Origin of the sequence: Comamonas aquatilis (assembly GCF_965139575.1) — a bacterium.
Taxonomy (GTDB): Bacteria; Pseudomonadota; Gammaproteobacteria; order Burkholderiales; family Burkholderiaceae_C; genus Comamonas; species Comamonas aquatilis.
In genome coordinates this window covers 73355-95085 of the sequence record NZ_CBCSIW010000011.1, presented here as the reverse complement: position 1 = coordinate 95085, position 21731 = coordinate 73355, and the positions used below count along the sequence as shown (strand labels likewise).

General features: G+C 58.3%; 23 protein-coding genes and 1 tRNA gene. 10 read left to right on the top strand and 14 right to left on the bottom strand.

Going from position 1 to position 21731, the window contains the following annotated elements:
- The 7 genes from ACNAZA_RS14055 to ACNAZA_RS14025 all read left to right on the top strand — a co-directional run bounded on the left by ACNAZA_RS14055 (window position 1) and on the right by ACNAZA_RS14025 (window position 4481).
- On the top strand, window positions 1-531 hold the full coding sequence (locus tag ACNAZA_RS14055) for a hypothetical protein (RefSeq protein ID WP_415797174.1): 531 nt from the start codon (window positions 1-3) through the stop codon (window positions 529-531).
- Window positions 531-1355: a collagen-like domain-containing protein gene (locus ACNAZA_RS14050; RefSeq protein WP_415797173.1), complete on the top strand. Its 825-nt coding sequence runs from the start codon at window positions 531-533 to the stop codon at window positions 1353-1355. The genes ACNAZA_RS14055 and ACNAZA_RS14050 overlap by 1 nt, the downstream gene beginning before the upstream one ends.
- On the top strand, window positions 1352-2560 hold the full coding sequence (locus tag ACNAZA_RS14045; protein ID WP_415797172.1) for a phage head spike fiber domain-containing protein: 1209 nt from the start codon (window positions 1352-1354) through the stop codon (window positions 2558-2560). The genes ACNAZA_RS14050 and ACNAZA_RS14045 overlap by 4 nt, the downstream gene beginning before the upstream one ends.
- Window positions 2557-2844, top strand: a complete 288-nt coding sequence (locus ACNAZA_RS14040) for a hypothetical protein (protein ID WP_415797171.1) — start codon at window positions 2557-2559, stop codon at window positions 2842-2844. Before ACNAZA_RS14045 ends, ACNAZA_RS14040 begins: the two co-directional genes overlap by 4 nt.
- 55 nt (window positions 2845-2899) lie before the next feature.
- A complete protein-coding gene (locus tag ACNAZA_RS14035; protein ID WP_120967064.1) occupies window positions 2900-3190 on the top strand; it encodes a hypothetical protein in 291 nt (96 codons plus the stop codon).
- Window positions 3187-3831, top strand: coding sequence for a glycoside hydrolase family protein (locus ACNAZA_RS14030; protein ID WP_415797170.1), 645 nt, complete (start codon window positions 3187-3189; stop codon window positions 3829-3831). The genes ACNAZA_RS14035 and ACNAZA_RS14030 overlap by 4 nt, the downstream gene beginning before the upstream one ends.
- A gap of 149 nt (window positions 3832-3980) precedes the next feature.
- Window positions 3981-4481: a hypothetical protein gene (locus ACNAZA_RS14025; RefSeq protein WP_415797169.1), complete on the top strand. Its 501-nt coding sequence runs from the start codon at window positions 3981-3983 to the stop codon at window positions 4479-4481.
- On the opposite strand, the gene ACNAZA_RS14020 is transcribed toward ACNAZA_RS14025, so the two are convergent.
- On the bottom strand, window positions 4469-4870 hold the full coding sequence (locus tag ACNAZA_RS14020) for a hypothetical protein (RefSeq protein WP_415797168.1): 402 nt from the start codon (window positions 4868-4870) through the stop codon (window positions 4469-4471). The two genes, ACNAZA_RS14025 and ACNAZA_RS14020, sit on opposite strands and share 13 nt — an antisense overlap.
- 77 nt (window positions 4871-4947) lie before the next feature.
- On the opposite strand from ACNAZA_RS14020, the gene ACNAZA_RS14015 reads away from it, so the two are divergent.
- Window positions 4948-5409 (top strand): DUF2829 domain-containing protein, encoded by a 462-nt coding sequence (locus tag ACNAZA_RS14015; protein ID WP_415797167.1) that lies wholly within the window; start codon window positions 4948-4950, stop codon window positions 5407-5409.
- A 293-nt stretch (window positions 5410-5702) separates the two neighbouring features.
- On the opposite strand, the gene ACNAZA_RS14010 is transcribed toward ACNAZA_RS14015, so the two are convergent.
- Window positions 5703-7247, bottom strand: coding sequence for a methyl-accepting chemotaxis protein (locus tag ACNAZA_RS14010; RefSeq protein WP_415797166.1), 1545 nt, complete (start codon window positions 7245-7247; stop codon window positions 5703-5705).
- A 232-nt stretch (window positions 7248-7479) separates the two neighbouring features.
- Between ACNAZA_RS14010 and ACNAZA_RS14005 the strand changes: the two genes are divergently transcribed.
- Window positions 7480-7830: a hypothetical protein gene (locus ACNAZA_RS14005; protein WP_415797165.1), complete on the top strand. Its 351-nt coding sequence runs from the start codon at window positions 7480-7482 to the stop codon at window positions 7828-7830.
- Window positions 7831-7869: 39 nt separating this feature from the next.
- On the opposite strand, the gene ACNAZA_RS14000 is transcribed toward ACNAZA_RS14005, so the two are convergent.
- The 9 genes from ACNAZA_RS14000 to ACNAZA_RS13960 form a co-directional block, all read right to left on the bottom strand.
- Complete coding sequence (locus tag ACNAZA_RS14000) at window positions 7870-8847, bottom strand: reverse transcriptase family protein (protein ID WP_415797164.1); 978 nt, start codon at window positions 8845-8847, stop codon at window positions 7870-7872.
- Between the two features lie 145 nt (window positions 8848-8992).
- Window positions 8993-9721: a hypothetical protein gene (locus tag ACNAZA_RS13995; protein WP_415797163.1), complete on the bottom strand. Its 729-nt coding sequence runs from the start codon at window positions 9719-9721 to the stop codon at window positions 8993-8995.
- Entirely contained in the window at window positions 9711-10205 is a 495-nt protein-coding gene (locus ACNAZA_RS13990; RefSeq protein ID WP_415797162.1) for a hypothetical protein, read from the bottom strand. Before ACNAZA_RS13990 ends, ACNAZA_RS13995 begins: the two co-directional genes overlap by 11 nt.
- A gap of 277 nt (window positions 10206-10482) precedes the next feature.
- A complete protein-coding gene (locus ACNAZA_RS13985; protein ID WP_415797161.1) occupies window positions 10483-10980 on the bottom strand; it encodes a thermonuclease family protein in 498 nt (165 codons plus the stop codon).
- A 106-nt stretch (window positions 10981-11086) separates the two neighbouring features.
- Window positions 11087-11162 (bottom strand) — tRNA-Thr (locus ACNAZA_RS13980).
- Window positions 11163-11188: 26 nt separating this feature from the next.
- A complete protein-coding gene (locus ACNAZA_RS13975) occupies window positions 11189-12196 on the bottom strand; it encodes a class 1 fructose-bisphosphatase (RefSeq protein WP_120967550.1) in 1008 nt (335 codons plus the stop codon).
- Between the two features lie 72 nt (window positions 12197-12268).
- Window positions 12269-14992, bottom strand: coding sequence for an aminopeptidase N (pepN, locus tag ACNAZA_RS13970; protein WP_415797160.1), 2724 nt, complete (start codon window positions 14990-14992; stop codon window positions 12269-12271).
- Between the two features lie 20 nt (window positions 14993-15012).
- Window positions 15013-16117, bottom strand: a protein-coding gene (gene prfB, locus ACNAZA_RS13965; protein ID WP_415797159.1) for a peptide chain release factor 2 whose coding sequence is annotated in 2 segments (ribosomal slippage) — window positions 15013-16035 and window positions 16037-16117 — 1104 coding nt in all. Because the reading frame shifts where the segments join, the coding sequence is not laid out codon by codon here.
- A 172-nt stretch (window positions 16118-16289) separates the two neighbouring features.
- Complete coding sequence (locus ACNAZA_RS13960; RefSeq protein ID WP_415797158.1) at window positions 16290-17243, bottom strand: LysR family transcriptional regulator; 954 nt, start codon at window positions 17241-17243, stop codon at window positions 16290-16292.
- 119 nt (window positions 17244-17362) lie between these two features.
- Here ACNAZA_RS13960 and bla point away from each other — a divergent pair, with 119 nt between their 5' ends.
- Window positions 17363-18265: a class A beta-lactamase gene (gene bla / locus ACNAZA_RS13955; RefSeq protein ID WP_415797157.1), complete on the top strand. Its 903-nt coding sequence runs from the start codon at window positions 17363-17365 to the stop codon at window positions 18263-18265.
- Between the two features lie 76 nt (window positions 18266-18341).
- On the opposite strand, the gene ACNAZA_RS13950 is transcribed toward bla, so the two are convergent.
- From ACNAZA_RS13950 to msrB, 3 genes are all read right to left on the bottom strand, one after another.
- Window positions 18342-18665, bottom strand: a complete 324-nt coding sequence (locus ACNAZA_RS13950) for a hypothetical protein (protein WP_415797156.1) — start codon at window positions 18663-18665, stop codon at window positions 18342-18344.
- 71 nt (window positions 18666-18736) lie between these two features.
- Window positions 18737-21124 (bottom strand): adenosylcobalamin-dependent ribonucleoside-diphosphate reductase, encoded by a 2388-nt coding sequence (locus ACNAZA_RS13945; RefSeq protein WP_415797155.1) that lies wholly within the window; start codon window positions 21122-21124, stop codon window positions 18737-18739.
- A gap of 107 nt (window positions 21125-21231) precedes the next feature.
- A complete protein-coding gene (gene msrB / locus ACNAZA_RS13940) occupies window positions 21232-21723 on the bottom strand; it encodes a peptide-methionine (R)-S-oxide reductase MsrB (protein WP_415797154.1) in 492 nt (163 codons plus the stop codon).
- Window positions 21724-21731 lie beyond the last annotated feature (8 nt).

Here is a 21731-nt window from a genome sequence, read left to right as displayed (position 1 = left end):
ATGGCAACACAGGCTACCCAAGGATTTTTGGCCCGCGTGTCGGGCAAGACCAGGCAGATTTTTGGCTTGGCAGCATCAGCAGGTGCGGCGGATGCAGGCAAGCTGGTTGCGACCGGCTCGGATGGCAGGCTGGATGCGAGCCTGATGCCTGTGGGCATTGGTGCCAACACGATCATCGTGCCCGCAAGCGAGGCCATTGGCGCGGGCAAGTTTGTCAATTTCTACAGCAATGCGGGCGCGATGAACGTGCGCCTTGCTGACAACAGCAACGCCCGTCAGGCGGATGGCTATGTCAAGGATGCTGTGGCGAATGCTGCGCAAGCTACGGTTTACCCCCTGGATACAACCAATACAGCGATGACCGGGCTGGCACCGGGCGCGCGCTATTGGCTTGGCACTGCGGGTGGGACGATTCCTGCAGCGCTTGACTCTGCGGATACGGCCAATGTAGGCAAGATTTGCCAGGAGCTGGGCGTGGCCAAGAGCGCGACGGAGCTGGTGACAGACGATCTGGGTTTTGTGGTGCTCTGATGGCCACTCGGCGCCCTTTGGTTCGTATCGCTGGCCGCACTCGGCAGCTGCCTGACGGTGATCAGCTGGACTTGCCGGTAGGGCCGAGCCCTGACCAGCTTCCAGCTGGCACGCATTTGGGCGCGCTGGCTTTTGTGGACGACTTGGGAGCGCTGACGGTGCTGCGCCATGCCCAGGACAGCGTACCGGGTCAATGGTGGCGCGAATGGGGCAGCGACACGTCCACCATCATCAAGTTCCATGGCTTTGACGGTGTGGTGCGCGATATCTCTGAGGTCGGGCCGCAAGGGATTCAAGGCATCCAGGGTACCCAGGGTGCTCAAGGCCCGAAGGGCGATGCAGGAGCCACTGGTTCGCAGGGCCTAAAAGGCGACAAGGGCGACATCGGCGCTCAGGGTATTCAAGGCATCCAAGGCCCAACCGGGGACGCGGGGGCCATGGGTGCTCAAGGTCCGCAGGGTGTGAAGGGGGATGCTGGCCCCCAAGGATTGAAAGGCGATGTTGGGCCGACTGGCCTTCAAGGACTCAAGGGTGATACGGGCGCCCAGGGCATTCAGGGCCTGAAAGGTGACGCAGGCGCCACAGGTGCTACGGGGGCTTTTGACATGGGCCAGATTGGCACAGCCCCTGATCAGGTGCCATCAGTCCAACAACTGGGCCGCTCGGTGTTTCTGGACAACACAGGAGTCACCACGGTGCAAATGCATGTACCCGATAGCCAGCCTGGGGACATATGGAGTGAGTACGTGAGCAACACACAAACAATTCGCAAATTCCACGGTTTCGATGGCGTGGTGCGCAGCTACACGGAGACATGGGCATGAGCGCATTGCCTGACTTCCCGAACATTCGTCCGCGGCTGCTAATGGATTTTGCCAACAGCCGCCGGACACACCCGCTGCTCACCTGCACGCGGGCCAGTGCTGCTACGTGCTTTGGGCCCGACGGTAAGCTGAGGACTGTAGGAAGCAATATCCCGCGTATTGACTATGACCCGGTTACGGGAAAGTGTCTTGGATTACTGATTGAGGAAGCCCGTGCCAATCTTTTGCTTAACTCGGTATTTGCAGGTGCCGTATCAGGTACACCGGGTACAGCACCAACAAACTATGGATTCGGAGTAGGAAACGGAAGCACCACTGTTATAGCTGGTGGTCTAGTCACAACACTCAGATTGTCCGCAACGGCTGCACGTCATTTTCTTGCGTATAACAACGTGGCTGTTGCAGTTGGTCAATATACGTTTTCTGTTCCGTGTAATGTGTTCACAGCAGCCGCTATGAGTGCAAGTATCGGCAGGATAGATGGTACGGCTGTTTCTGCAGTTAAGTATTTCATCGACGGAGTTGAAGTTACAGCAAATACATCAAATGGTTTGGGCAGAAAAAAACTTTCTATATTAATTGATGTTACGACTGCAGGCACAATTAACTTACGTTTTGGTGTGGGAGTTTCTACTGGTGTAACGGCTGATATAGAGATAGGAACACCACAGTTTGAGTTGGGTTCCTTTGCTACGTCTCCAATTCTCACAACTACTGCAACGGCAACACGAGCCGCCGACAATGTCAACCTGGACATTACGCTTCCAACTGTTGGGGCCGTTACGTCTGCCGTTTTAGGGCTACCCAGTGGTAGCACAAATAACGCATACGTCTGGAGTGCAATAAACCCAGCAGATATCAATGCCGATCATGCGTACTTCTATTTTTCTGGGACAGCTAATACTACAAACTGGTGGGTGAACAAGGCAAATGTCGGGCAATCGGGAAGGAGCATCGCAGGTCGCATGCCGAATTCTGGATTTGCGTATTCCGATCTAGCAAAAACAGCGGCAATTGCTTCCGGTTCCCTAATCAGCATTGATGCAACGGCCAGGGCCAAAGACTTTCCGTCAAATTTGACGAGACTCTATTTGGGAAGAAGTCACTCTGCCGCCAATACCGGGTATCTCAACGGCTGCATTTCTCGCCTTGCCATATACGGCGGCGCTATAACCCATGCGCAACTTCAAAGGCTCACAGCATGACTACGTTTCTCCGCTTTACTGACGAAGAGGTTGCGCGCTTTGCCTTTGTTGATTACCTGGGCGAGAACGGCGAGTGGCCCAGCTACATCGGCACGACTGCCGTGGATGTTCTGGGCACAATCCAGCGCCCCACGGGCGAACTGCTCCAAAGTGATGACGGCCCTGTTCCGGTCATGGCTCCGATCCCTGGTTTTCACGTCAATCTTTCTTCACCTCTGGCTGAATTCGCGCTTTATGCAATCGATGCACCTGCAAACCCAGAACGGATTTTTGCAGGCGCATAAGCGGCCACCCCTCTAGGGTTCGACCAAAGAGCCCGGCCCCGGAAAACTCCGGGGTATGAAAAAAGCTCTCGCATCAATGCTGGCGCTGCTGGGCATCCACCAGCATCTGAGTGCCGAGCAAAAACAGGACATTGCCAGCGCGGCATATCACGCCACGCCTGGGGCGGTTACCGCCGGCGGCTTCCGGCTCGCGGGCCTACCGCTCAGTGACTGGCTGGTGCTGGCTTCCATCGCTTTTGTGGCATTGCAAGCCTCCTACCTGATCTGGAAGTGGCGCCGCGACTACTTGCGCGCTCAGAACCGCCAGCAATTGCGTGAACGCGCCCAGCAAAGGGGGCGCCCATGAGTGGCAAAGTCCCCCGTTTCCTCGCCGGTCGCCTGGCCGCGCTGGTCTTGACGCTGGGTGCCGGCGGCGGTGCCTACTTGGCTGCTGATCAGGTCGCCATCGAGCAAGGCCTGGCCGACCGGTACGTGCAGGCCGTGGCCGCCGACCCCAGCACCAGCCAGGGCGTCAAGGTGGCCATGGTGCTGGGCCACTTCTATGAATCCAGCGGCAAGCACATTGGCACACCCTACATCGACAAGCTGGGCAAGGGCGCGCCCCTGACGGTGTGCAACGGTATCACCGGTGCTGGCGTGATCGCCGGAAAGTGGTACAGCCCAGGCGAGTGCTACCAGCTGGAAAAGGGACGGTATCTGCAATCAGAGCGCGAAGCCCAGCGCCTGCTTGCGTACTGGGCCAGCTACGACGCATTTGCCCAGGGCACGTTCATCGACTTCCTGCACAACAAGGGCGCAGCCAGTTTTTCGACCAGCACGATGCGCCGCAAGGCCAATGCCGGGGATCTGCCGGGCGCTTGCCGCGAAAACCCGCGCTGGAACAAAGGCACGGTCAAGGGCGTATCGACCGTGCTGCCGGGCCTGCAACTGCGCGGCGACTCCAACGACGAGATTTGCCGGGAATGGCGCATGGGAGTCAACGGCTGATGTTCCTGCTCTTGGCCTTCATCGCTTGCCTGATGGGCGCGCCGTATTGGGGTGCCTTCTGGATATTCATTCACGTTTTCACAAAGGACTGACATGAACCCGCTTGTCTTCTACATGCTCTACGACCCCAGGTTTTGGTGGGCGCTGACATGGGGCGACTGACTGTTTACAGCGGCCTGCTGGCTGCCGCCCTGGGCGCGGCCCTGGCCTGGTACTTCCAGGCAGCTCGCCTGGGTGCCGACCTGGCCGACGAGCGACTGCTGGCCAGCCAGTACCGCGAGCAGATCGCAGACGAGCGCACCGCCGCCGGCCGCCGCCTGCTGGCCGTGGAACGCACGGTCAATGACAAATACCAAGGAGCACTGAATGCCGCCATCCAGAAGCAAACCGCTTTGCAGGCTGCTGCTGATCGCGCTCACCGTGAGCGTGACGGCCTGCGCAAGCAACTGTCCGATGCCGAGCAGCGACTTGCCGACGCTTCCCCCGCCGCCCTCATCGAGTACGCCTCAACCCTCAACCGCGTATTCGGACAGTGCAGCCAGCGATATGCAGCGCTGGCAATCCGAGCTGATGGCCACGCAGCTGATGCAGCAACCTGCCGCGCCGCGTGGCCAGTGATGCCTAGAGCTTCAGAGGTTCAGCGCCCGTGACCCCTGGCAAGTCGATGCGCATCAACGTCCCGAGCGCAGTCATCTGCACGCGCTCTGTAAACATCAATAGTGAAACGATGGGGAGGGCTGCCATCGCCAAGGCTTGCTTGGAAGTTATCCAGATGCGCCGTGTAGCGATCCTCAGGGTTCTTTTCAAGGTTGACCGAGCGTTCAGTGCCATCTTCAGCGCGCTCCACATAGAACCCGTCGCCAATGCGTAGCACTTCCCCTTGTGGTCCGCGCCCGCTTGCAGCTTGGGCGACCAGCTCCACAGAGGTGTGCAGTTCTGCAAAGCCCTTGGCAATACGAGCAGATTGCTCTGCCATGAGTTTCTCTTTCAGACGCCTGTCGGCCCGCGCCTTCTTGATTCGTGCAATGAGTCCAAGCATGCGCCGATCCTATTTCCAATACTGCTTTCAATCAACCCGCGTCGCCCGGATGGCGGCACCAACACAGAGAGAACGTAATGAATTTCGGTGACGCTATCAAGGAATTGAAGCTAGGCAAACGCCTGCAGCGCACAGGATGGAACGGCAAAGGCCTGTTCATCTATCTGGTGCCTGCTGCCAGTTACCCGGTACAGACCGGCGCGGCCAAGGAGCATTTTGGCGAGGGCTCGATGGTGCCCTATGCAGCCTACCTTGCTCTCAAGAACGTGGACGAGACTGTCAGCACCTGGGCGCCAAGCATCAATGACACCCTGGCCGAAGACTGGCAGGTAGTCGGCTGCACAGTCCCGCCCCACCAGCAGCGTGTGCTGGATGAAAAGCAAGAGTTGGACCTGCGGATCACCAGGCTGGACGAGTTCATCGAGCGCAGCCCTGTGTTCGCCCAAGTCCCCGGTGATGAGCAGGCGCGCCTGAAACGCCAGCTGGATGTGATGCACGAGTTTTCGGCCATTTTGGGCGAGCGCATTGCCAAGTTCTAAGCCTTCCGGCCCGCACCGGCCCGCACCGGCCCGCACCGGCCCGCACCGGCCAGCTTGCCATGCCGAAATTCTCAGATCAACATGAGCGAATCGCCGTTCTTGCTGGCGAAGGCGCGGGCGTGGTTGGCCAGCTGGTCGAGTGGCGAGATGCATAGGTGAGCGCCTTGCAACGGTAGATGGGGCCAGAACGGCCTTTGGTTAACGCACTTGGCTGACACTCCACCGATGCCCGCTGCTGAGTGGGTGATTAATACATGGCGGTGCACCAGCACGTGAATGCTGGTGTGTGTGCTCTATCGAAAAACACCGATCGCCTCGACCAGATTTTTGACCTGCTTTTGCAGGCTGGCAGATGCGGTGGCACCCTGGGTCACCAGCTGGGCGTTCTGTTGGGTCAGATGATCCATGTCCATGACAGACTTCCCGACCTGTGTAATCTCCTCGCTCTGCTCGCGTGTGGCAGCGCTGATCTCACCGATGAAGTCCGACACTTTGCGGGCCTGGGCAACGATCTCTCCTATGTTTAGGCCTGCTTCATTCACGATGCGAGAGCCGTTCTCGATATTGGCGGTACTGGCCTGGATCAATGACTTGATCTCTTTGGCTGCTTCCGCGCTGCGCTGCGCCAATGCCCGTACCTCACCTGCGACGACCGCGAAGCCCCGGCCTTGCTCGCCCGCCCGAGCCGCTTCCACGGCCGCATTCAGAGCCAACAAGTTTGTCTGGAACGCGATGCTGTCGATCACCCCGACGATATCGGCGATGCGGTGAGAGTTTGCTGTAATGGTGCCCATGGTGGAGACGATCTGCTCCATCGATTGGCCGCCACGCATTGCTGCCACACTGGCTTCATTGGCCAGCACTCCGGCTTTCTGAGCGGTATCAGCTGTGGAGTGAACTCGGGCTGTAATCTGTTCCATCGAGGCCGATGCCTGGGCCACATTCACCGCAAGCTGTTCGGTTTGCCCATGCAAATAGGTGTTGCCTTGCTCGATTTCATCACTTGCTCTCTGGACATTGAGTGCCTGCTGGCTCACATCATCGACCAGCCAGCGAAACATGAGGCCCACCTGATTCACTGTGCGAAGCGTGGTGCCAATCTCATCAGTGCGCTGCAGGTGCTCTGCATGGCGGTTATTGCCCGTGGCTACGTCCAAAGACTGGCGCTTGAGCAGCTCAAGGGGGCTGGCAAACTGGCGCTCCAGCAACAACGTCAGGACAATTAACACGCAGGTGAGAAATATTCCCGTCGCCATAAATTGCGTTTGGCTATTGCTCAGAAGCCAACTACCCACCATCAGCGTGACCCATAAAGTTAGCGTGTTAAGACGGATACGTTGGCGCACGCCCATATGACGCAAGATTGAAAGCGGACGCCAAATGCCTTTGAGCGACACAATTCCTTTGTGCAGCTTGGGAGCGCTACTGCTCTTGTCGAGCATGGTTTCGTAGAGTTTTTGTGCCGCTTCAACTTCCTTGCGCGCCGGCTGGGTGCGCACCGACATATAGCCCTTGGCCTGTCCTCCGCGAATGATGGGAATGGCATTGGCCCGAACCCAATAGTGGTCGCCATTTTTGCGCCGATTTTTGACCAATGCACTCCAGGGCTCGCCACTCTTGAGTGTTGCCCACATGTCTGCAAACGCTGCAGGTGGCATGTCAGGGTGCCGCACTAAATTGTGGGTCTGTCCGAGGATTTCCTCCGGCGCAAAACCGCTGACCTCCATAAATGCCTCATTGGCATAACCAATGTAGCTCTCTGTGTCCGTGGTGGACATCAAAGTTGCGTTGTCAGCAAATGTGTATTCACGTTGCGTGACGGGTGCGTTTACTCTCATGTTTATCGCCTTGGGGTCATGGTTTGACGAGAAGAGAACTACACAGCCTTCGCCACAGAGTCAGCTTGCTTTGGTCACAAGGAGTTCGGCTACTTCTCTGTTAGACAGAGGTTAATTTACTCTGTGTGTATTAATTATTTACACATTTTTTGATTTGCATCTAGAAATTTAACTTTGTAAGGGTTCGCCACTGACTTGAACTAGGTAGAGGATGCTAATGGAGAGCTACACCATGCTGACGATCAATGCCGACTCACACCCCCTGATGAGCCGTATGCACAAGCCCGACCCCAAACTGCCAGCGGACCAGCAAGATAAGAGGTCGGTGATTGCGATTGAGTTGGAGGATGTTGATCAGTGGCTGACTGGCACGCTCAAGGAAGCTCAGAGTCTGCTGAAACTGGCGCCGGTTGAGGGTTTGATGCATCACCCGCTTAGCCGCGTGCTGACCACTGTCGGCCAGAAGCAGTCGTCAAGCGTTTGGCCGCGAGCGGCCTGCCTAAGCTGCTTACAGTCATTCAAATTAGAAATACCGATGACTGCTGATTTGCTCACAGCCGTCATTCAGCTAAGACTTATCTGAAGCCTCCCCATTGCCCTATTAAAGCAACCTTAGGTCTACCTAGGAAAGCTTGGTTGATTCACGATCAACGACAGAAGAATAAGACAGATGCCCTCGTACACGCGCAATGTCTTCAGGTTTAATAGCGCCCTTATCGTTCAAATGCTTGAAGGCACGCAATTTGTTCCTATATCCCTTGGTCAGACGAACTTTACTGCCATGTACAAGAAGTCCATGTACCTTGAGACGCGCGGGCAAGACCCCGAGATGAGTTTTATGTGCAGCAATCCGCCACGGCGTTTCCGAAAACAAAGAACAAACCTTCTCAACAAGTCCCTCTGGAAGATCCTCTGTCCCGGATAAAACAATGTCATCAGCGTATCTTGTGAGGCGCAATTGATGATCTTGGGCCAAAGCACTCAACTCAGCGTCCAAGGGGGAAAAAATGATGTTGGACAAGATTGGACTTGTAGGTGCCCCTTGTGCCAGATAAGACTGAAAACATGCAAGACTCGAGATTAGACTTGCTCCCTCTTCGGGATAACCAATCCGAAGTAGGCTTTCCTTAACCTTGTTTTCCGGCGTTGAGGGGAAGAAATTTTCTATATCAACGCTAAGCACCCATTTGGCATTCAGGTGGCATACTGCTGCATCAATGTGGCTAACACCTGGCACGAACCCAAAAACATGAGCAGGCCGCTCATAAATGGCTTGAAAGTGTACAGAGAGCCATTTTTGAATAACTTTAAGTACTACTCGAGGGGCTGTAATTCTTCGAACGCCTTTGCCTTTTGGAATATCAAAGGTTCGGTAATACCGATGCCTCCGATTAACAATAGACCAAATCAAGCCAACGTTAACCCCTAACATTGCAGCCAAAGCCCTATCGGATGTGACAGGCGGAAGTCCCTTGGCAACCAATTGGCTAATCAATTCTGCTTCTGGTGCTTTTATGGAGTCTCCAAGCACACGCAGCAAATCCTCAGCACTTTTGAAGGTGAAGCACAGATTTTCAAGTAAAGGTTGCGGGAGCCTCATTTAGCAAAGAACACTTTCGTAATGGAACCGGCGTAATGGCTGCGGATTCGAAGGAGCCGCAGCCATTACGCCGGGTCCCTTCTGTCCGCGATCTTGGCAAGTGGGCATGATACACACCCGCGCCGAAGCTCCCGCATCAAACAGTTTACCTCTTACCACGGGCAAGCGCAAGAAGGCGAGAGATATCAGGACTACGAGCCGTGCGCGATGAACCCATTGCACTCATAGTCACGGCTTTCAGGGCATACGTTCCATCCCCCAGTCTAAGAACATCTCCGAAACGCCTGTACCCATCGAGCTTCCGTCTGAGCCAATCAAGTGAAGGTACAGTGAAGCCACTGGCTTGAAGCAGATTCATTACAGAATCAAGCGTCGCAGGCGCTCCAATCCGCACAGCGCGCAGAAGTGCTAGCTTACCCGGGACATTGCCTTCTCCGAGAGTCGCAAGAGATTCGAACTTGAGATCAAACTGTTCAAGATAGACAATCAATCGCTCTGCAATTGATTTCCTAAGTTGCTCATCTAGACTGCGTTTTGCATCTATCCAAACATTAACGCTTTGCTCAATAACGCTCAGAAATACATTTCTTACTGCATCAGGATATGCATGGAGTAACGATGCTCTTGCCCCAGCTTCGATGTCGAGCGTACGTGTATCAACTAACAGAACCTCTACAACCAAATTTTGATTCTTGAGGGTTTCGGTGGCGGCGTCAATTGCTGTTCTGCTTGGCCTCTGTTTACCGTGTTCATCAAAATCCACATGTATAAAAACAAAAAATCGATTATCCCCTGCAGGGTCGCGAATTGGATCTGAATTGGTTATTAGACCATGTTTTGAGAATTCTGCATTAATCAGATCATTACTGCTCATTAATTTGCCTCCAAGCATTACTGATTGCTTCAACGTAAGCAACAGCCCTGCCTGGCCATTGTTTCGCAGCACTCACCGGAACTGAAGCAAGACGAAAGTCTGTACCCGATGTGAAGTCTACTGGTACAGCTGAGTTGTAGTCTGCGGTGACGCGAATCGCATATCCAGACTCCATTAGATCTGCCAATTGGTGGCAATAGTCGATTGCGCGCGAGCACACGCTAACTGTTTCATAATCCCCCACCCGATTCGCACGCTTCAATCCTTCTTTGAGTCCCTTAATAACTGATTCACGAAGTACCGTAGGGACGTTCTTATGCGGAAGTCCACCCCATTCAGGCTTCATTTTGGCAAGCGCGTTACTAAGTGGGATAAACGTAGCGTAGTAAAAGCGATTGAACGCACTTCTGCCAAAAAGATCTCGCTGATGCGGATCAGTCCGTTGAATTGCTTCGCGCTGAAGGTAATTGCCAACCTCTTCCATTAAGCCGATTCTTTTACATAATGCACAACATTAGATCAAGCCCAAGGCTAGGCAATCGTTGTTTGTATTCATGCCTTTATCGAATAAGGCCACGCGAAGGCTCCTGAATCGAGCAACTCTTCGTAGACGGCTTCCGACTTCTCACAAATACTACACCACCTTTGCTAAAAGACTGCTTGTCGGCAAAGAGCGAGCATTCATGTTACAGAGTCGATTTGCGGCATTCGCTGCGAGGTAGACCAAGAGCGATGGTCGGCGAACGACCGCCGCGGGTCGTTTACGGCCGTCGAACCTGTTGAGCTTCACGCGCGCTTTTGCGCCAATCCCATGGCGCAATTGGCTCGGGATTGCGCCACAGCCCAATTTTGCGAGCCTTGGCCTCTTGCTCAGCAAACTCATACTGCCCGCGTTCTTGGGGAGACTGTTCGCTGGCATAGGCCCGATACCACCAAGCCATGCCTTGGGTGACCATGGCTAGGCCAACGTCCAATGTCTTGTTGGAACCGGGGGCCTCGTTCGGCTTAACCCAGACGCTGCAGACATGACGCTTGTAGCGGTCGATCTTGTTGCAGCGCAACTCCGCCTGCTTCTGGAATGTGAGCTCGGCCAGCGCCTGGCGGGCGCGCTCTCCGAACGGCTGTTTACGCTCAGGGGCGTCGATACCCTGCAGTCTCACCTTGACCTGTTCGTATTGCCCAGGTTCTCCACATCGGGCGGTCAGGGTGTCGCCGTCTGAGACGCCGACGATAAGGCATAGGAGGGTGGCTGCAAGCATCGCTACACTTTAGATGCGGGCAAAAAAAATGGGTAGAAACCGTTTCAGGTTTTCTACCCACTTTCTACCCACTTTTCGTGGGGAATGGCTTGTTTACTAGCAATTCTGGTGCCGGAGAGATGAATCGAACACCCGACCTTCTCATTACGAATGAGCTGCTCTACCGACTGAGCTACACCGGCAATAGAAAAATATTATAGCGCGAAAATCAGGCTTCTGTGTGGTACTTGGTCACGCGCTCGACTTCGTTCTTGGAGCCTAGGACGACACTGACGCGCTCGTGCAACTGGGTGGGCTGTATGTCCAGAATGCGCTGGCGGCCGTTGGTGGCGGCGCCGCCGGCTTGTTCGATCAGCCAGCTCATGGGGTTGGCTTCGTACATCAGGCGCAGCTTGCCGGCCTTTTGCGGTTCGCGCTTGTCCCAGGGGTACATGAAGATGCCGCCGCGGCACAGGATACGGTGCACGTCGGCCACCATGGCTGCCACCCAGCGCATGTTGAAGTCCTTGCCGCGCGGGCCTTCCTTGCCTGCCAGGCATTCGTCCACGTAGCGCTTGATGGGTTCATCCCAGTGGCGCATGTTGGACATGTTGATGGCAAATTCCTTGGTGTCTTCCGGAATCGTGACGTTTTCCTCCACCAGCACGAAGGAGCCTTGCTCGCGGTCCAGAGTGAACATGCTCACGCCGTCGCCTACGGTCAGCACCAGGGTGGTCTGAGGGCCGTAGATGCAATAGCCTGCTGCCACTTGGCTGGAACCGGGCTGCATGAAGTCGTTATCGTGCACGCCGGGGTGGCCTTCGGGCTTCTTGAGCACGCTGAAGATGGTGCCGATGGAGGCGTTGATGTCGATGTTGGAGGAACCGTCCAGCGGGTCGAACATCAGCAGGTATTCGCCTTGCGGATAACGGTTGGGCACCACATAAATGCCTTCCATTTCTTCCGATGCCATGGCGGCCAGGTGACCGCCCCATTCATTGGCTTCGATCAGTGTCTCGTTGGCGATGATGTCCAGCTTTTTCTGCACTTCGCCCTGGACGTTCTCGCTGCCGGCCGTGCCCATCACGTCACCGAGTTCGCCCTTGTTCACGGCAAAGCTGATGCGCTTGCAGGCGCGGGCCACCACTTCCAGTAGCAGGCGCAGCTGGGGAGGAATGCGGCCGTCCATGCGTTGTTGTTCGACCAGATAGCGGGTCAGGCTGACACGTCGTGTCATAAGTGCTCCTTGAAAGGAAACAGGGCGCCGCATGCAGCGCCCGAATGGTTGAAATAGGAAAAGGCTAAAACTTTAATCTGCCAGCGCGCGGGTGATGACCTCGCGCACGTCGTTGGACAGATTGGGCTTGGCAGCGACGCGCTCGATGGCGGCATGTGCCGCCGTGCGATAGGGATCGGCCAGTTTTTTCCAGCGGTCCATCACACGGGCCAGACGCGCGGCCACCTGAGGGTTGAAAGCGTCGATCTCGATCACGCGGTCGGCCCAGAACACATAACCTGCCGCATCGCTGCGGTGGAACGCTCCCTGGTTGTTGCAGAAGCTGAAGATCAGGCTGCGGGCGCGGTTGGGGTTCTTGATCTGGAAGTCCGCATGCTTCATCAGGGCCTTGACGGCGGGCAGCACATTGCCGCCGCGATCACAGGCACCGCCTTGCAGTGAGAACCATTTGTCGAGCACCAGTGCATCCTGCTGGAACATGGCGTGAAAGCGCTGCAGGGCTTGCTCGGCCAGCGGACTGGCGCTGTAGAGCAGGGCAGACAGGGCCGCCAGGCGGTCTGTCATGTTTCCTGCATCCTTGCAGCGCTGGTAGGCACGGCCTGGCCAGACGCTGTCGCCGCTGCGCACCGCAGTCAGGCACAGCATGGTCAGGGCGCGGCCGGCCAGCGCGCGGCGTCCGGCGCTGACATGGTCAGGCGTATAGGCGCCGGTATCGCGATGGGCTTCCCACACCGCTTCCCACTCGCTTTGCAGCGCGCCCGCCAGTTGCAGCTGCATGGCTTCGCGCACAGCATGCACGCGCTGCGGGTCCACCTCGGCCAGCTGTTCGGCGATATAGCCTTCCGATGGCAAGGTCAGCACCAGGTCCTTGAACGCGGTGTCGAGCTGGTCGTTGCACAGCACATCGCGCAAGGCTTGCACATAGGCTGCAGGCAAGATTTCAGTGCCAAATTGACCGCTAGCGCTTTCTGTATCTGCGGTGGCTGCTATCGCCTTGAGAGCGTAGCGCAGGCCCAGGCGCTGGCTGGCTTCCCACTGGTTGAAGGGGTCGCTGTCGTGGGCCAGCAGGGTCAGCAACTCGGCATCGCTGAACTCGCAGTCCAGCACCACGGGGGCGCTGAAAGCGCGCAGCAGCGAAGGCACGGGAGCTGCGCTCACGTTGGTGAAGACAAAGCTTTGCGTGGCTTCGGTCAGCACCAGCATGCGGCTGGTGCTGGCTTGCGCAGCGTCTTCGCCTTGCAGCTGCAGTGCAATTTCCTGGCCGCTGGCGGTGATCAGACCCATTTGCACGGGAATTACGAACGGCAGTTTCTGGGGTTGGCCCACGGTGGGTGCGCAGCTTTGCGACAGCGTCAGCGAATAGGTTTGCGCCGCCGCATCGTACTGGCCCACGGCCTTGAGCACGGGCGTGCCGGCCTGGCTGTACCAGTGGCGGAAATGGGGCAGGTGCTGGGCCAGGGGCGAGTCGGGGTTGGCATCGGCAATGGCTTGCGAGAAGTCGTCGCAGGTCACGGCCTGGCCGTCGTGGCGCTCAAAATACAGCTTCATGCCCTTGGCAAAGCCTTCGCGGCCTACCAGGTTGTGCTGCATGCGCACGACTTCGGCGCCTTTTTCGTAGATCGTGACAGTGTAGAAGTTGTTGATCTCGATATAGCTGTCAGGGCGCACCGGGTGGGCCATGGGGCCGGCATCTTCGGGGAATTGCGCGGTGCGCAGCACACGCACATCGTCGATGCGCTTGACGGCACGGGCCGAAGCGCTGCCCGCCATGTCCATCGAGAACTCCTGATCGCGGAAAACGGTCAGGCCTTCCTTGAGCGAGAGCTGGAACCAGTCGCGACAGGTGACGCGGTCGCCCGTCCAGTTGTGGAAGTATTCATGGCCGACCACGCTCTCGATATTGAAGTAATCGGTGTCGGTGGCCGTGGCCTGGTTGGCTAGAACATACTTGGTGTTGAAGATGTTCAAGCCCTTGTTTTCCATGGCGCCCATGTTGAAGTCGCTGGTGGCGACGATCATGAAGCGCTCCAGATCCAAGGACAGACCAAAGCGCGCCTCATCCCATGCAATGGAGTGCATGAGCGAGTTCATGGCGTGCTCGGTCTTTTCCAGATCGCCGGGGCGCACAAACACCTGCAGCAGGTGGTTGTTGCCGGCACGGCTCTTGATCTGTTGCTCGCGGGCGACGAGCTTGCCGGCCACCAAGGCGAACAGATAGCTTGGCTTTTTGTGCGGATCGACCCACTTGGCAAAGTGGCGGCCTTCTTCCAGATCGCCGGAATCGACCAGATTGCCGTTGGACAGCAGCATCGGATACTGGGCCTTGTTGGCGCGCAGCGTGACGGTGTACATGGCCATCACATCGGGGCGGTCCAGGAAATAGGTGATGCGGCGAAAGCCTTCGGCCTCGCACTGCGTGAAGAACGTGTCCTCGCTCACATACAGGCCCATGAGCTTGGTGTTCTTGGCCGGCGCGCAGGTGGTGAAGATTTCCAGATCCACGGGCTCGAGGCCTTCGGGCAGGTTCTCCAGTACCAGCTGGTCGCCGTCCATCTTGAACGAGGTGCCCGCGCCGTTGACCAGCACGCGCGCCAGATTCAACTCGTCGCCATCCAGGCGCAGCGGCTGGGCCGCCACATCGGGGTTGCGGCGCACGCGCATCTTGCTGAGCACGCGGGTCTTGGCTGGGTCCAGGTCAAAAGTCAGATCCACCGTGTCTATCCACCAGGCGGGTGCCTGGTAGTCGGCGCGGTAGATGGCGGTGGCAGGGGCTTGCCCGTCACGCAGTTGCAGCATATCGATTCCTTTCGAAAGGATCAGAGGCCTTGCTTGAGCGAGGCCTCGATGAACACGTCCAGATCACCGTCCAGCACCTTCTGGGTGGCAGAGACTTCGACGTTGGTGCGCAAGTCCTTGATACGGCTGTTGTCCAGAACGTAGGAGCGGATCTGGTGACCCCAGCCCACATCGGTCTTGGTGTCTTCCAGCTTTTGCTGCTCTTCCATGCGCTTGCGCATCTCGAAGTCATAGAGCTTGGAGCGCAGGCGCTGCCATGCCACATCACGGTTGCTGTGCTGGCTGCGGCCATCCTGGCATTGCACCACGATGCCGGTGGGCATGTGGGTCAGACGCACGGCGGAGTCGGTCTTGTTAATGTGCTGACCGCCGGCGCCCGAGGCGCGGTAGGTGTCGGTACGCACATCGGACGGATTGATGTTGATCTCGATGGAGTCATCAATCTCGGGGTAGACGAACAGCGAGGAAAAGCTGGTGTGGCGCCCGCCCGAGGAGTCAAACGGCGACTTGCGCACCAAGCGGTGCACGCCGGTTTCCGTGCGCAGCAGGCCGTAGGCGTATTCGCCTTCCACCTTGATGGTTGCGCTCTTGATGCCGGCCACGTCGCCCGGAGTCTCTTCTTCCACTGTCGCCTTGAAGCCCTTGCGCTCCGCGTACTTCAGGTACTGACGCAGCAGCATGCTGGCCCAGTCGCAAGCCTCGGTGCCGCCGGCACCGGCCTGGATGTCGATAAAGCAGTTCAGCGGATCGGCTTCACCACCGAACATGCGGCGGAACTCCAGCTCTTCGATCAGCGGCTTGAGCTTGGCGGTTTCGGCTTCGATGGTTTCAAGGCCGGCGTCATCGCCTTCTTCCTTGCTCATCTCGAACAACTCGGCGTTGTCGGCCAGCTCGGTGGTGAGCTTTTCCAGTGTCAACACGACGGAGTCGAGCGACTTCTTTTCCTTGCCCAGTTCCTGTGCCTTCTTGGGATCGTTCCAGACGGCAGGGTCTTCCAGCGAGGCGTTTACCGTGCGCAGGCGTTCGTACTTTGCATCGTAGTCAAAGATACCTCCGGAGATCGGCCGTACGAGCGGCCAGATCTTCGAGGGTGTTGCCGATTTGGTTGATGCGTTCTGCTTCCATGATGTACCTGTAATGTTCTTTGAGAATTAGCCTGCGATTTTCGCATGCTGGGGGGCTGTGAGGACGCAATGCCCGTGCACACGGTGTTTTTACGCTCGAATCAGCGCGATGGTGGCCGGAGTTTGAGCGTTGTATTCGTGGCGCAGGCTTGCAAATATGAGCAGCACGGCCATCAGTATTCCTGCGAAATCTCGTGGGTTTTCCTTCGCTGCCCGATTGTGCCTGGCGGGTTGTCCATTGCATCGTGTCCGCCGTCGTCCGCCGGGTCTCTCTCCAACTGTGCCAGCAGCCATTGCCGGAAATTGGTCAGCGCAGCACTTGGCTGGCGGGATTTGAGGTGGGTCAGCCAGTAGGCCCCGGTATTTACTTCCTGAATGAACGGGCGCACCAGCCGGCCCTGCAGCAGCATGTGTTCAAACATGCGCGCGGGCAGCAAGGCTACGCCCGCGCCCTGGGTGGCGGCTTCGGCCAGCGTCAGCGATGAATCGAACATGGCGCCGCGCGCCAGCGGGGCGGGCAGCTGGGCTGCGGCAAACCAGCCGTCCCATTCATGGCGGCGGTAGGAGCGCAACAGCGTCTGGCCCGCCAGATCTGCGGGTTGGCGTAGGTGCTGCGCCAGTGCCGGGGCGCACATGGGAGAAAGCGGGGCGCGCAGCAGCATGTGGGCATGGGTGCCGTGCCAGGAACCATCGCCAAAGCGCACGGCGGCATCCAGCCCTTCACCGGCCAGATCCACCCGGTTGTTGTGGGTGAGCAGGCGCAGATCGATATAGGGATGCAGTTGCTGAAACTGGCCCAGGCGTGGAATCAGCCAGCCAATCGCAAAAGTGCCGACCACGCCCACCGTCAGTATCTCGCGCGGGCGCGGTTCAGCCACCTGTTGCAACGATTGTTCGATGCGCTCAAAGCTTTGCGCCACCACGGGCCACAAAGCCTGGCCTTCATCGGTGAGCGCCAGACCGCGGGGCAGGCGTCTGAACAGCGGCTTGCCCAGGCGCTCTTCCAGATTGCGTATGTGCTGGCTGACTGCCGCCTGGGTGACATGGAGTTCCTGGGCGGCACGGGTCAGGTTCAGATGCCGGGCGGCGGCGTCGAACATGCGCAAGGCGTTGAGAGGCAGTTGCATAGTGCCATTGTGTTTTAGTCAAAAGTTTTTCTTATGACAGATGTTAAATATTACCGATGGTCTTTGTTTTTACAGCGTTATATGCTGCAACTTGTAGGACGCAATCAGTAGAGGAACTTATGCAAAGACGCAGCGTATTGGCATCCGCTCTGGCATCAGGGTTGAGCCTGGGCTTGGGCGGCTGTGCCTTGTTGAACCGACGGCAGGCCACAGCGGCCAATGCCTTGGCCGAGGAGCTGGCGCAGATAGAAATCCAGACACAAGGCCGTCTCGGCCTTTATGTGATCGACACCAACTCGGGCGCGACGGCGGGCTACCGCAGTGACGAGCGCTTTCCCATGTGCAGCACTTTCAAGACGCTGTTGGCCGCGCGTGTGCTGTATCTGGCGCAACAAGGCCAAATCGAGCTCTGGCGCAAGCGGTATTACTCACCCTCGGAGCTGGTGCCCTGGTCGCCGGTGACGGAAAAGCACGCAGGCGCCAACGGCGGCATGACGCCGCTGGAGTTGTGCGAGGCGGCCGTGGTCTTCAGCGACAACACCGCTGCCAATGTGCTGCTCGATGCCACGGGCGGCCCGGCGGCATTGACCGCTTGGCTGGCTGAATTGGGTGACAAGACCACCAGGCTGGATCGCCGCGAGCCGCAGCTCAACACAGCCATTGCCGGAGACGAGCGCGATACAACCACGCCCGCCGCCATGGCGCAAAGCCTGCAGACCTTGCAGCGCGGTGACGTGATCGAAGGGTTTGGCAGAGCATTTTTGCGCCAATGGCTGATAGAAAGCCGCACCGGCGACAAGCGCCTGCGTGCCGGCATGCCAGACAATTGGAAGTTTGGGGGCAAGACCGGCTCGGGCGAGAACGGCACAGCCTGCGACAACCTGGTGGTCTGGCCCACGCCCCAGTCCTCCCCGATTCTGGTGACGGCGTATCTGACGGGCAGCAAACTGGACGGCCCCGGACGCGATGCCGTGCTGGCCAAGGCTGGGGAGGCAGTCAAGCGCTGGTACTACTCCATCTGACGGCGGTTTGGCGCAGCGAAGAATCCCGGCGAGCCCGGGATTCTTCGCTTTTGAAGCGCCTCCAGCGCCCTGAGTTTCAGTTGTCCATATCCTTGCGCTGCACTGGCGGCTGTTGTGCATTTCTGCGGCTGGCGCCGGCGCGGCCGGCCTTGCTCCAGTCATAGGCGTGGCCGTCGGGCGTCTGGCCGTTTTCTACGGCTGCCACGCCTATGGGGCCCACCATGGCGCGCAACTCCGAGGAGATGGTGACATGGGCGTTGCGCGTGTCGCCGCGCAGCAGCTGGCATTGCTTCAAGGCTTCGCTCATCTGGGCGTCGCTGAACGACTGGCACAGGGCCTGCCATGCCGGCTCGGCCCCTTCGGGGCTGCTGTTGTGCAGGTAGTAGACGACGATGCTCATGGCCGGTTGGGTAGAAATTGCATACCGCAGTTGTACCTCAGTCTGGAGCCGTTCATGCAGACCGCAGTGCTTTAACCGCAGGCTCCGATATGGCCGCAGGCCGTGCAAAAAGAGCAGCCGTCCTTCTTGATCACCGCATGGGCGCCGCATTCCGGGCATTTGCCGCCCATGAAAGTCGAATTGGAGGGGGCTGGCGTGGCAGCCGTGCTTGGCGCGGGCTGCGGCTGGCCGCGGTTGGCGATGATGCTTTGGATGGCATAGGCCAGCAGGGCCACCTCGCTGTCGTGCCACAGCGGGATACGGCTGCCGTCTTCGCGCGTCTTGTGGCCGTAGCGCACCGGGCCTCTATCCCAGGCGACCTTGCGCAGATCGGCCAGAGCCTTGTCCAGAAAGCCGCCGCGAGCGGCCAGGCTCAGGCTGCGCATGGTGGCGGTAATCCACTGCTGGCTCTCTCCGGTCTGGCCCACGGGCATGAAAAATTCTATGGGGCGCTCCACGCCGTCGATGACCACAAAGCTCACCACCAGATACAGGCGGCGGGCACCGTCGTGGGTGAAGTACTCGATCTTGTCCACCACGGCGTTAAGCGGTCCTTCAGGGCGGCGTTCGATGACGGTGTTCATTCCTGAATTGATAGCTGGTAGCGAATTCTCCGATTGGGTTGGAACCTGATTTTTATCAGGTTCAGGGGCTAGAGCCAGCACGGCGCCCAGCGTATCATTGGGTCGGTAGGTGGCGCAGCCTTTGAGCCCGGCCTCCCAGCACTCCATATACAGATGCTTGAAATCCTCGAAAGGGTAGTCTGCCGGGATATTGACGGTTTTCGAGATCGAGGTGTCTATGAACGGCTGCACCGTGCGCATCATGGCCACATGCTCGCTGGCACTGAGCTCCAATGCGCTCACAAAGTAATCGGGTAGCGGCGCATCTTCGCCATGCAGGGCTTTGTAGAGACGGTAAGCATGGTCTTGCACGCTATAGAACTGCTCGCCACCATCGGCAGTGCGCTTCTTGCGGGTGTAAGTCCAGGAAAACGGCGGCTCTATGCCGTTGGAGGCATTGTCGGCAAAGGCCAGCGAGACCGTGCCCGTGGGTGCAATCGACAGCAGATGGCTGTTGCGCAGGCCGTGCTTTTTGATGGCAGAGCGTAGGTCTTTGGGCAAGCGCTTGGCAAAACCGCTTTTGAGGTATTGCTTGGCATTGAACAGGGGAAAGCTGCCTTTTTCCTGCGCCAGCTCCACCGAGGCCGCATAAGCGGCATCGCGCAGGGTGCGGGCAATGGCTTCGGCCTGTGCCAGGCCCTCGGCGCTGGCGTAATGCAGTCCCAGCAGAATCAAGGCATCGCCCAGGCCGGTAAAACCCACGCCGATGCGGCGCTTTTGCTGGGCTTCGCGCTGCTGCTCGGGCAGAGGCCAGACGGTGGCGTCGAGCACGTTGTCCAGCATGCGCACCTGAACGGTCACAGCGGCGGCAAAGCCCTCCATGTCGAAACAGGCCTGGCTGGTGAACGGCTCCCGCACAAAGCGGGTGAGTATGACCGGCCCCAGATCGCAGCAGCCATAAGGCGGCAACGGCTGCTCGCCGCAGGGGTTGGTGGCCGAAATTTGCTCGGCATACCAAAGGTTGTTGTCCTGATTGATATTGTCCAGAAACAGAATGCCAGGTTCGGCAAAGTCATAGGCCGAGCGCATGATGGCATCCCACAGCTGGCGCGCCGGCAGGCTTTGGTACACCCACACACTGTCTTTGCCCGTTTCCCTGAGGTGTGCGCCCACCTGAATCTGTGCCTGGCTGGGCATGGCGACGTGCACCAGCTCCCAGGGCGCATCGTCCTTGACGGCTTGCATAAAGGCGCTGCTGACTCCTACCGAGACATTGAAATTATTCCAGCGTCCCTTGACGCGCTTGGCAGTGATGAATTCGTGCACATCGGGGTGGTCAATGCGCAGCACCCCCATTTGTGCCCCGCGCCGCGCGCCTGCGGATTCCACTGTGGTGCAGGAGGCATCGAACACATCGATAAAAGAGCAGGGGCCGGAGGCCAGGGAGTTCGTGCCCCGCACCAGTGCACCGCGCGGGCGCAGGTTGGAAAAATCGTAGCCCACGCCGCCGCCCCGGCGCATGGTCTCCGCCGCCTGAGAGAGGGCTGTGTAAATACCGGGGTTGCCCTGGGCATCAAAGCCATTGGTGGCATCGGCCACCGGTTGCACAAAGCAGTTGATCAGCGTGGCCTTGGTATCGAGCCCGGCTGCGGCCATGATGCGACCCGCGCCAATGGCGCCGCACGCCAGATTGGCGGCAAACTGCTGCTCCCAGTGGGCCTGCAACTCGGGCGCTTCCACCGCTGCCAGGGCCTTGGCCACGCGGGCAAACAGCTCTTGCTCTGATTGCTCGCCTGCGGCCAGATATTTTTCGGCCAGCACATCCTGGCTGATGGCTTGGGGAGAGAGGGATTTCATGGCGTATCACTTGCTTGAGTCGGATACGCCTTTGTACCCAGTTGGCACAAAAAAGCTGTGACGCAGCGCAACAAACTCCCTGTGCTTATTTCCCGTTGAGTGGCAACTCAGGCTGGAGTTGGCGCAAAGATGAGCGACAGGCCGTTCATGCAGTAGCGCAGTCCTGTCGGGGGCGGTCCGTCGTCGAAGACGTGACCTAGGTGACCACCGCAGCGCCGGCAGTGAGCTTCGGTACGCACCATGCCAAAGCTTCGGTCCTGGCGAGTGGCCACCGCCTTGTCCAAGGGCTTCCAGAAGCTGGGCCAGCCGGTGCCGCTATCGAATTTTGTAGTGGATGCGAACAGCGGCAGCGCACAAGCCGCGCAGGAGAAGATCCCCGGGCGGTGCTCCTTGTTCAGCGGACTGCTGCCAGCAGGCTCTGTGCCCTCCTGGCGCAGCACGGCGTATTGCTGCGGGCTGAGTCGCGCCCGCCATTGCGCATCGGTGTAGCTGACCTCGAAGGTTTCGGTCGCTGCGGTGGCGCGGAGTTGGAAAACTCCGGCGTAGAGCGCGGCGGCAGAACTTGCTGCGCCCAGGATCAGGTGGCGTCGGGTTGTCATGGCATAGG

Excerpts from the sequence above, each read along its gene's own strand:
- ACNAZA_RS14005 (WP_415797165.1), top strand. The coding sequence starts at position 7,480 with ATGCTGACGATCAATGCCGACTCACACCCCCTGATGAGCCGTATGCAC.
- ACNAZA_RS13960 (WP_415797158.1), bottom strand. The coding sequence starts at position 17,243 with ATGCAACTGCCTCTCAACGCCTTGCGCATGTTCGACGCCGCCGCCCGG.
- ACNAZA_RS13995 (WP_415797163.1), bottom strand. The coding sequence starts at position 9,721 with ATGAGCAGTAATGATCTGATTAATGCAGAATTCTCAAAACATGGTCTA.
- pepN (WP_415797160.1), bottom strand. The coding sequence starts at position 14,992 with ATGCTGCAACTGCGTGACGGGCAAGCCCCTGCCACCGCCATCTACCGC.
- msrB (WP_415797154.1), bottom strand. The coding sequence starts at position 21,723 with ATGACAACCCGACGCCACCTGATCCTGGGCGCAGCAAGTTCTGCCGCC.
- ACNAZA_RS13990 (WP_415797162.1), bottom strand. The coding sequence starts at position 10,205 with ATGGAAGAGGTTGGCAATTACCTTCAGCGCGAAGCAATTCAACGGACT.
- bla (WP_415797157.1), top strand. The coding sequence starts at position 17,363 with ATGCAAAGACGCAGCGTATTGGCATCCGCTCTGGCATCAGGGTTGAGC.
- ACNAZA_RS14045 (WP_415797172.1), top strand. The coding sequence starts at position 1,352 with ATGAGCGCATTGCCTGACTTCCCGAACATTCGTCCGCGGCTGCTAATG.
- ACNAZA_RS13945 (WP_415797155.1), bottom strand. The coding sequence starts at position 21,124 with ATGAAATCCCTCTCTCCCCAAGCCATCAGCCAGGATGTGCTGGCCGAA.
- ACNAZA_RS14035 (WP_120967064.1), top strand. The coding sequence starts at position 2,900 with ATGAAAAAAGCTCTCGCATCAATGCTGGCGCTGCTGGGCATCCACCAG.
- ACNAZA_RS14040 (WP_415797171.1), top strand. The coding sequence starts at position 2,557 with ATGACTACGTTTCTCCGCTTTACTGACGAAGAGGTTGCGCGCTTTGCC.
- ACNAZA_RS14015 (WP_415797167.1), top strand. The coding sequence starts at position 4,948 with ATGAATTTCGGTGACGCTATCAAGGAATTGAAGCTAGGCAAACGCCTG.
- ACNAZA_RS14050 (WP_415797173.1), top strand. The coding sequence starts at position 531 with ATGGCCACTCGGCGCCCTTTGGTTCGTATCGCTGGCCGCACTCGGCAG.
- ACNAZA_RS14010 (WP_415797166.1), bottom strand. The coding sequence starts at position 7,247 with ATGAGAGTAAACGCACCCGTCACGCAACGTGAATACACATTTGCTGAC.
- ACNAZA_RS13975 (WP_120967550.1), bottom strand. The coding sequence starts at position 12,196 with ATGACACGACGTGTCAGCCTGACCCGCTATCTGGTCGAACAACAACGC.
- ACNAZA_RS14055 (WP_415797174.1), top strand. The coding sequence starts at position 1 with ATGGCAACACAGGCTACCCAAGGATTTTTGGCCCGCGTGTCGGGCAAG.
- ACNAZA_RS14020 (WP_415797168.1), bottom strand. The coding sequence starts at position 4,870 with ATGCTTGGACTCATTGCACGAATCAAGAAGGCGCGGGCCGACAGGCGT.
- ACNAZA_RS14030 (WP_415797170.1), top strand. The coding sequence starts at position 3,187 with ATGAGTGGCAAAGTCCCCCGTTTCCTCGCCGGTCGCCTGGCCGCGCTG.
- ACNAZA_RS13950 (WP_415797156.1), bottom strand. The coding sequence starts at position 18,665 with ATGAGCATCGTCGTCTACTACCTGCACAACAGCAGCCCCGAAGGGGCC.
- ACNAZA_RS14025 (WP_415797169.1), top strand. The coding sequence starts at position 3,981 with ATGGGGCGACTGACTGTTTACAGCGGCCTGCTGGCTGCCGCCCTGGGC.
- ACNAZA_RS14000 (WP_415797164.1), bottom strand. The coding sequence starts at position 8,847 with ATGAGGCTCCCGCAACCTTTACTTGAAAATCTGTGCTTCACCTTCAAA.
- ACNAZA_RS13985 (WP_415797161.1), bottom strand. The coding sequence starts at position 10,980 with ATGCTTGCAGCCACCCTCCTATGCCTTATCGTCGGCGTCTCAGACGGC.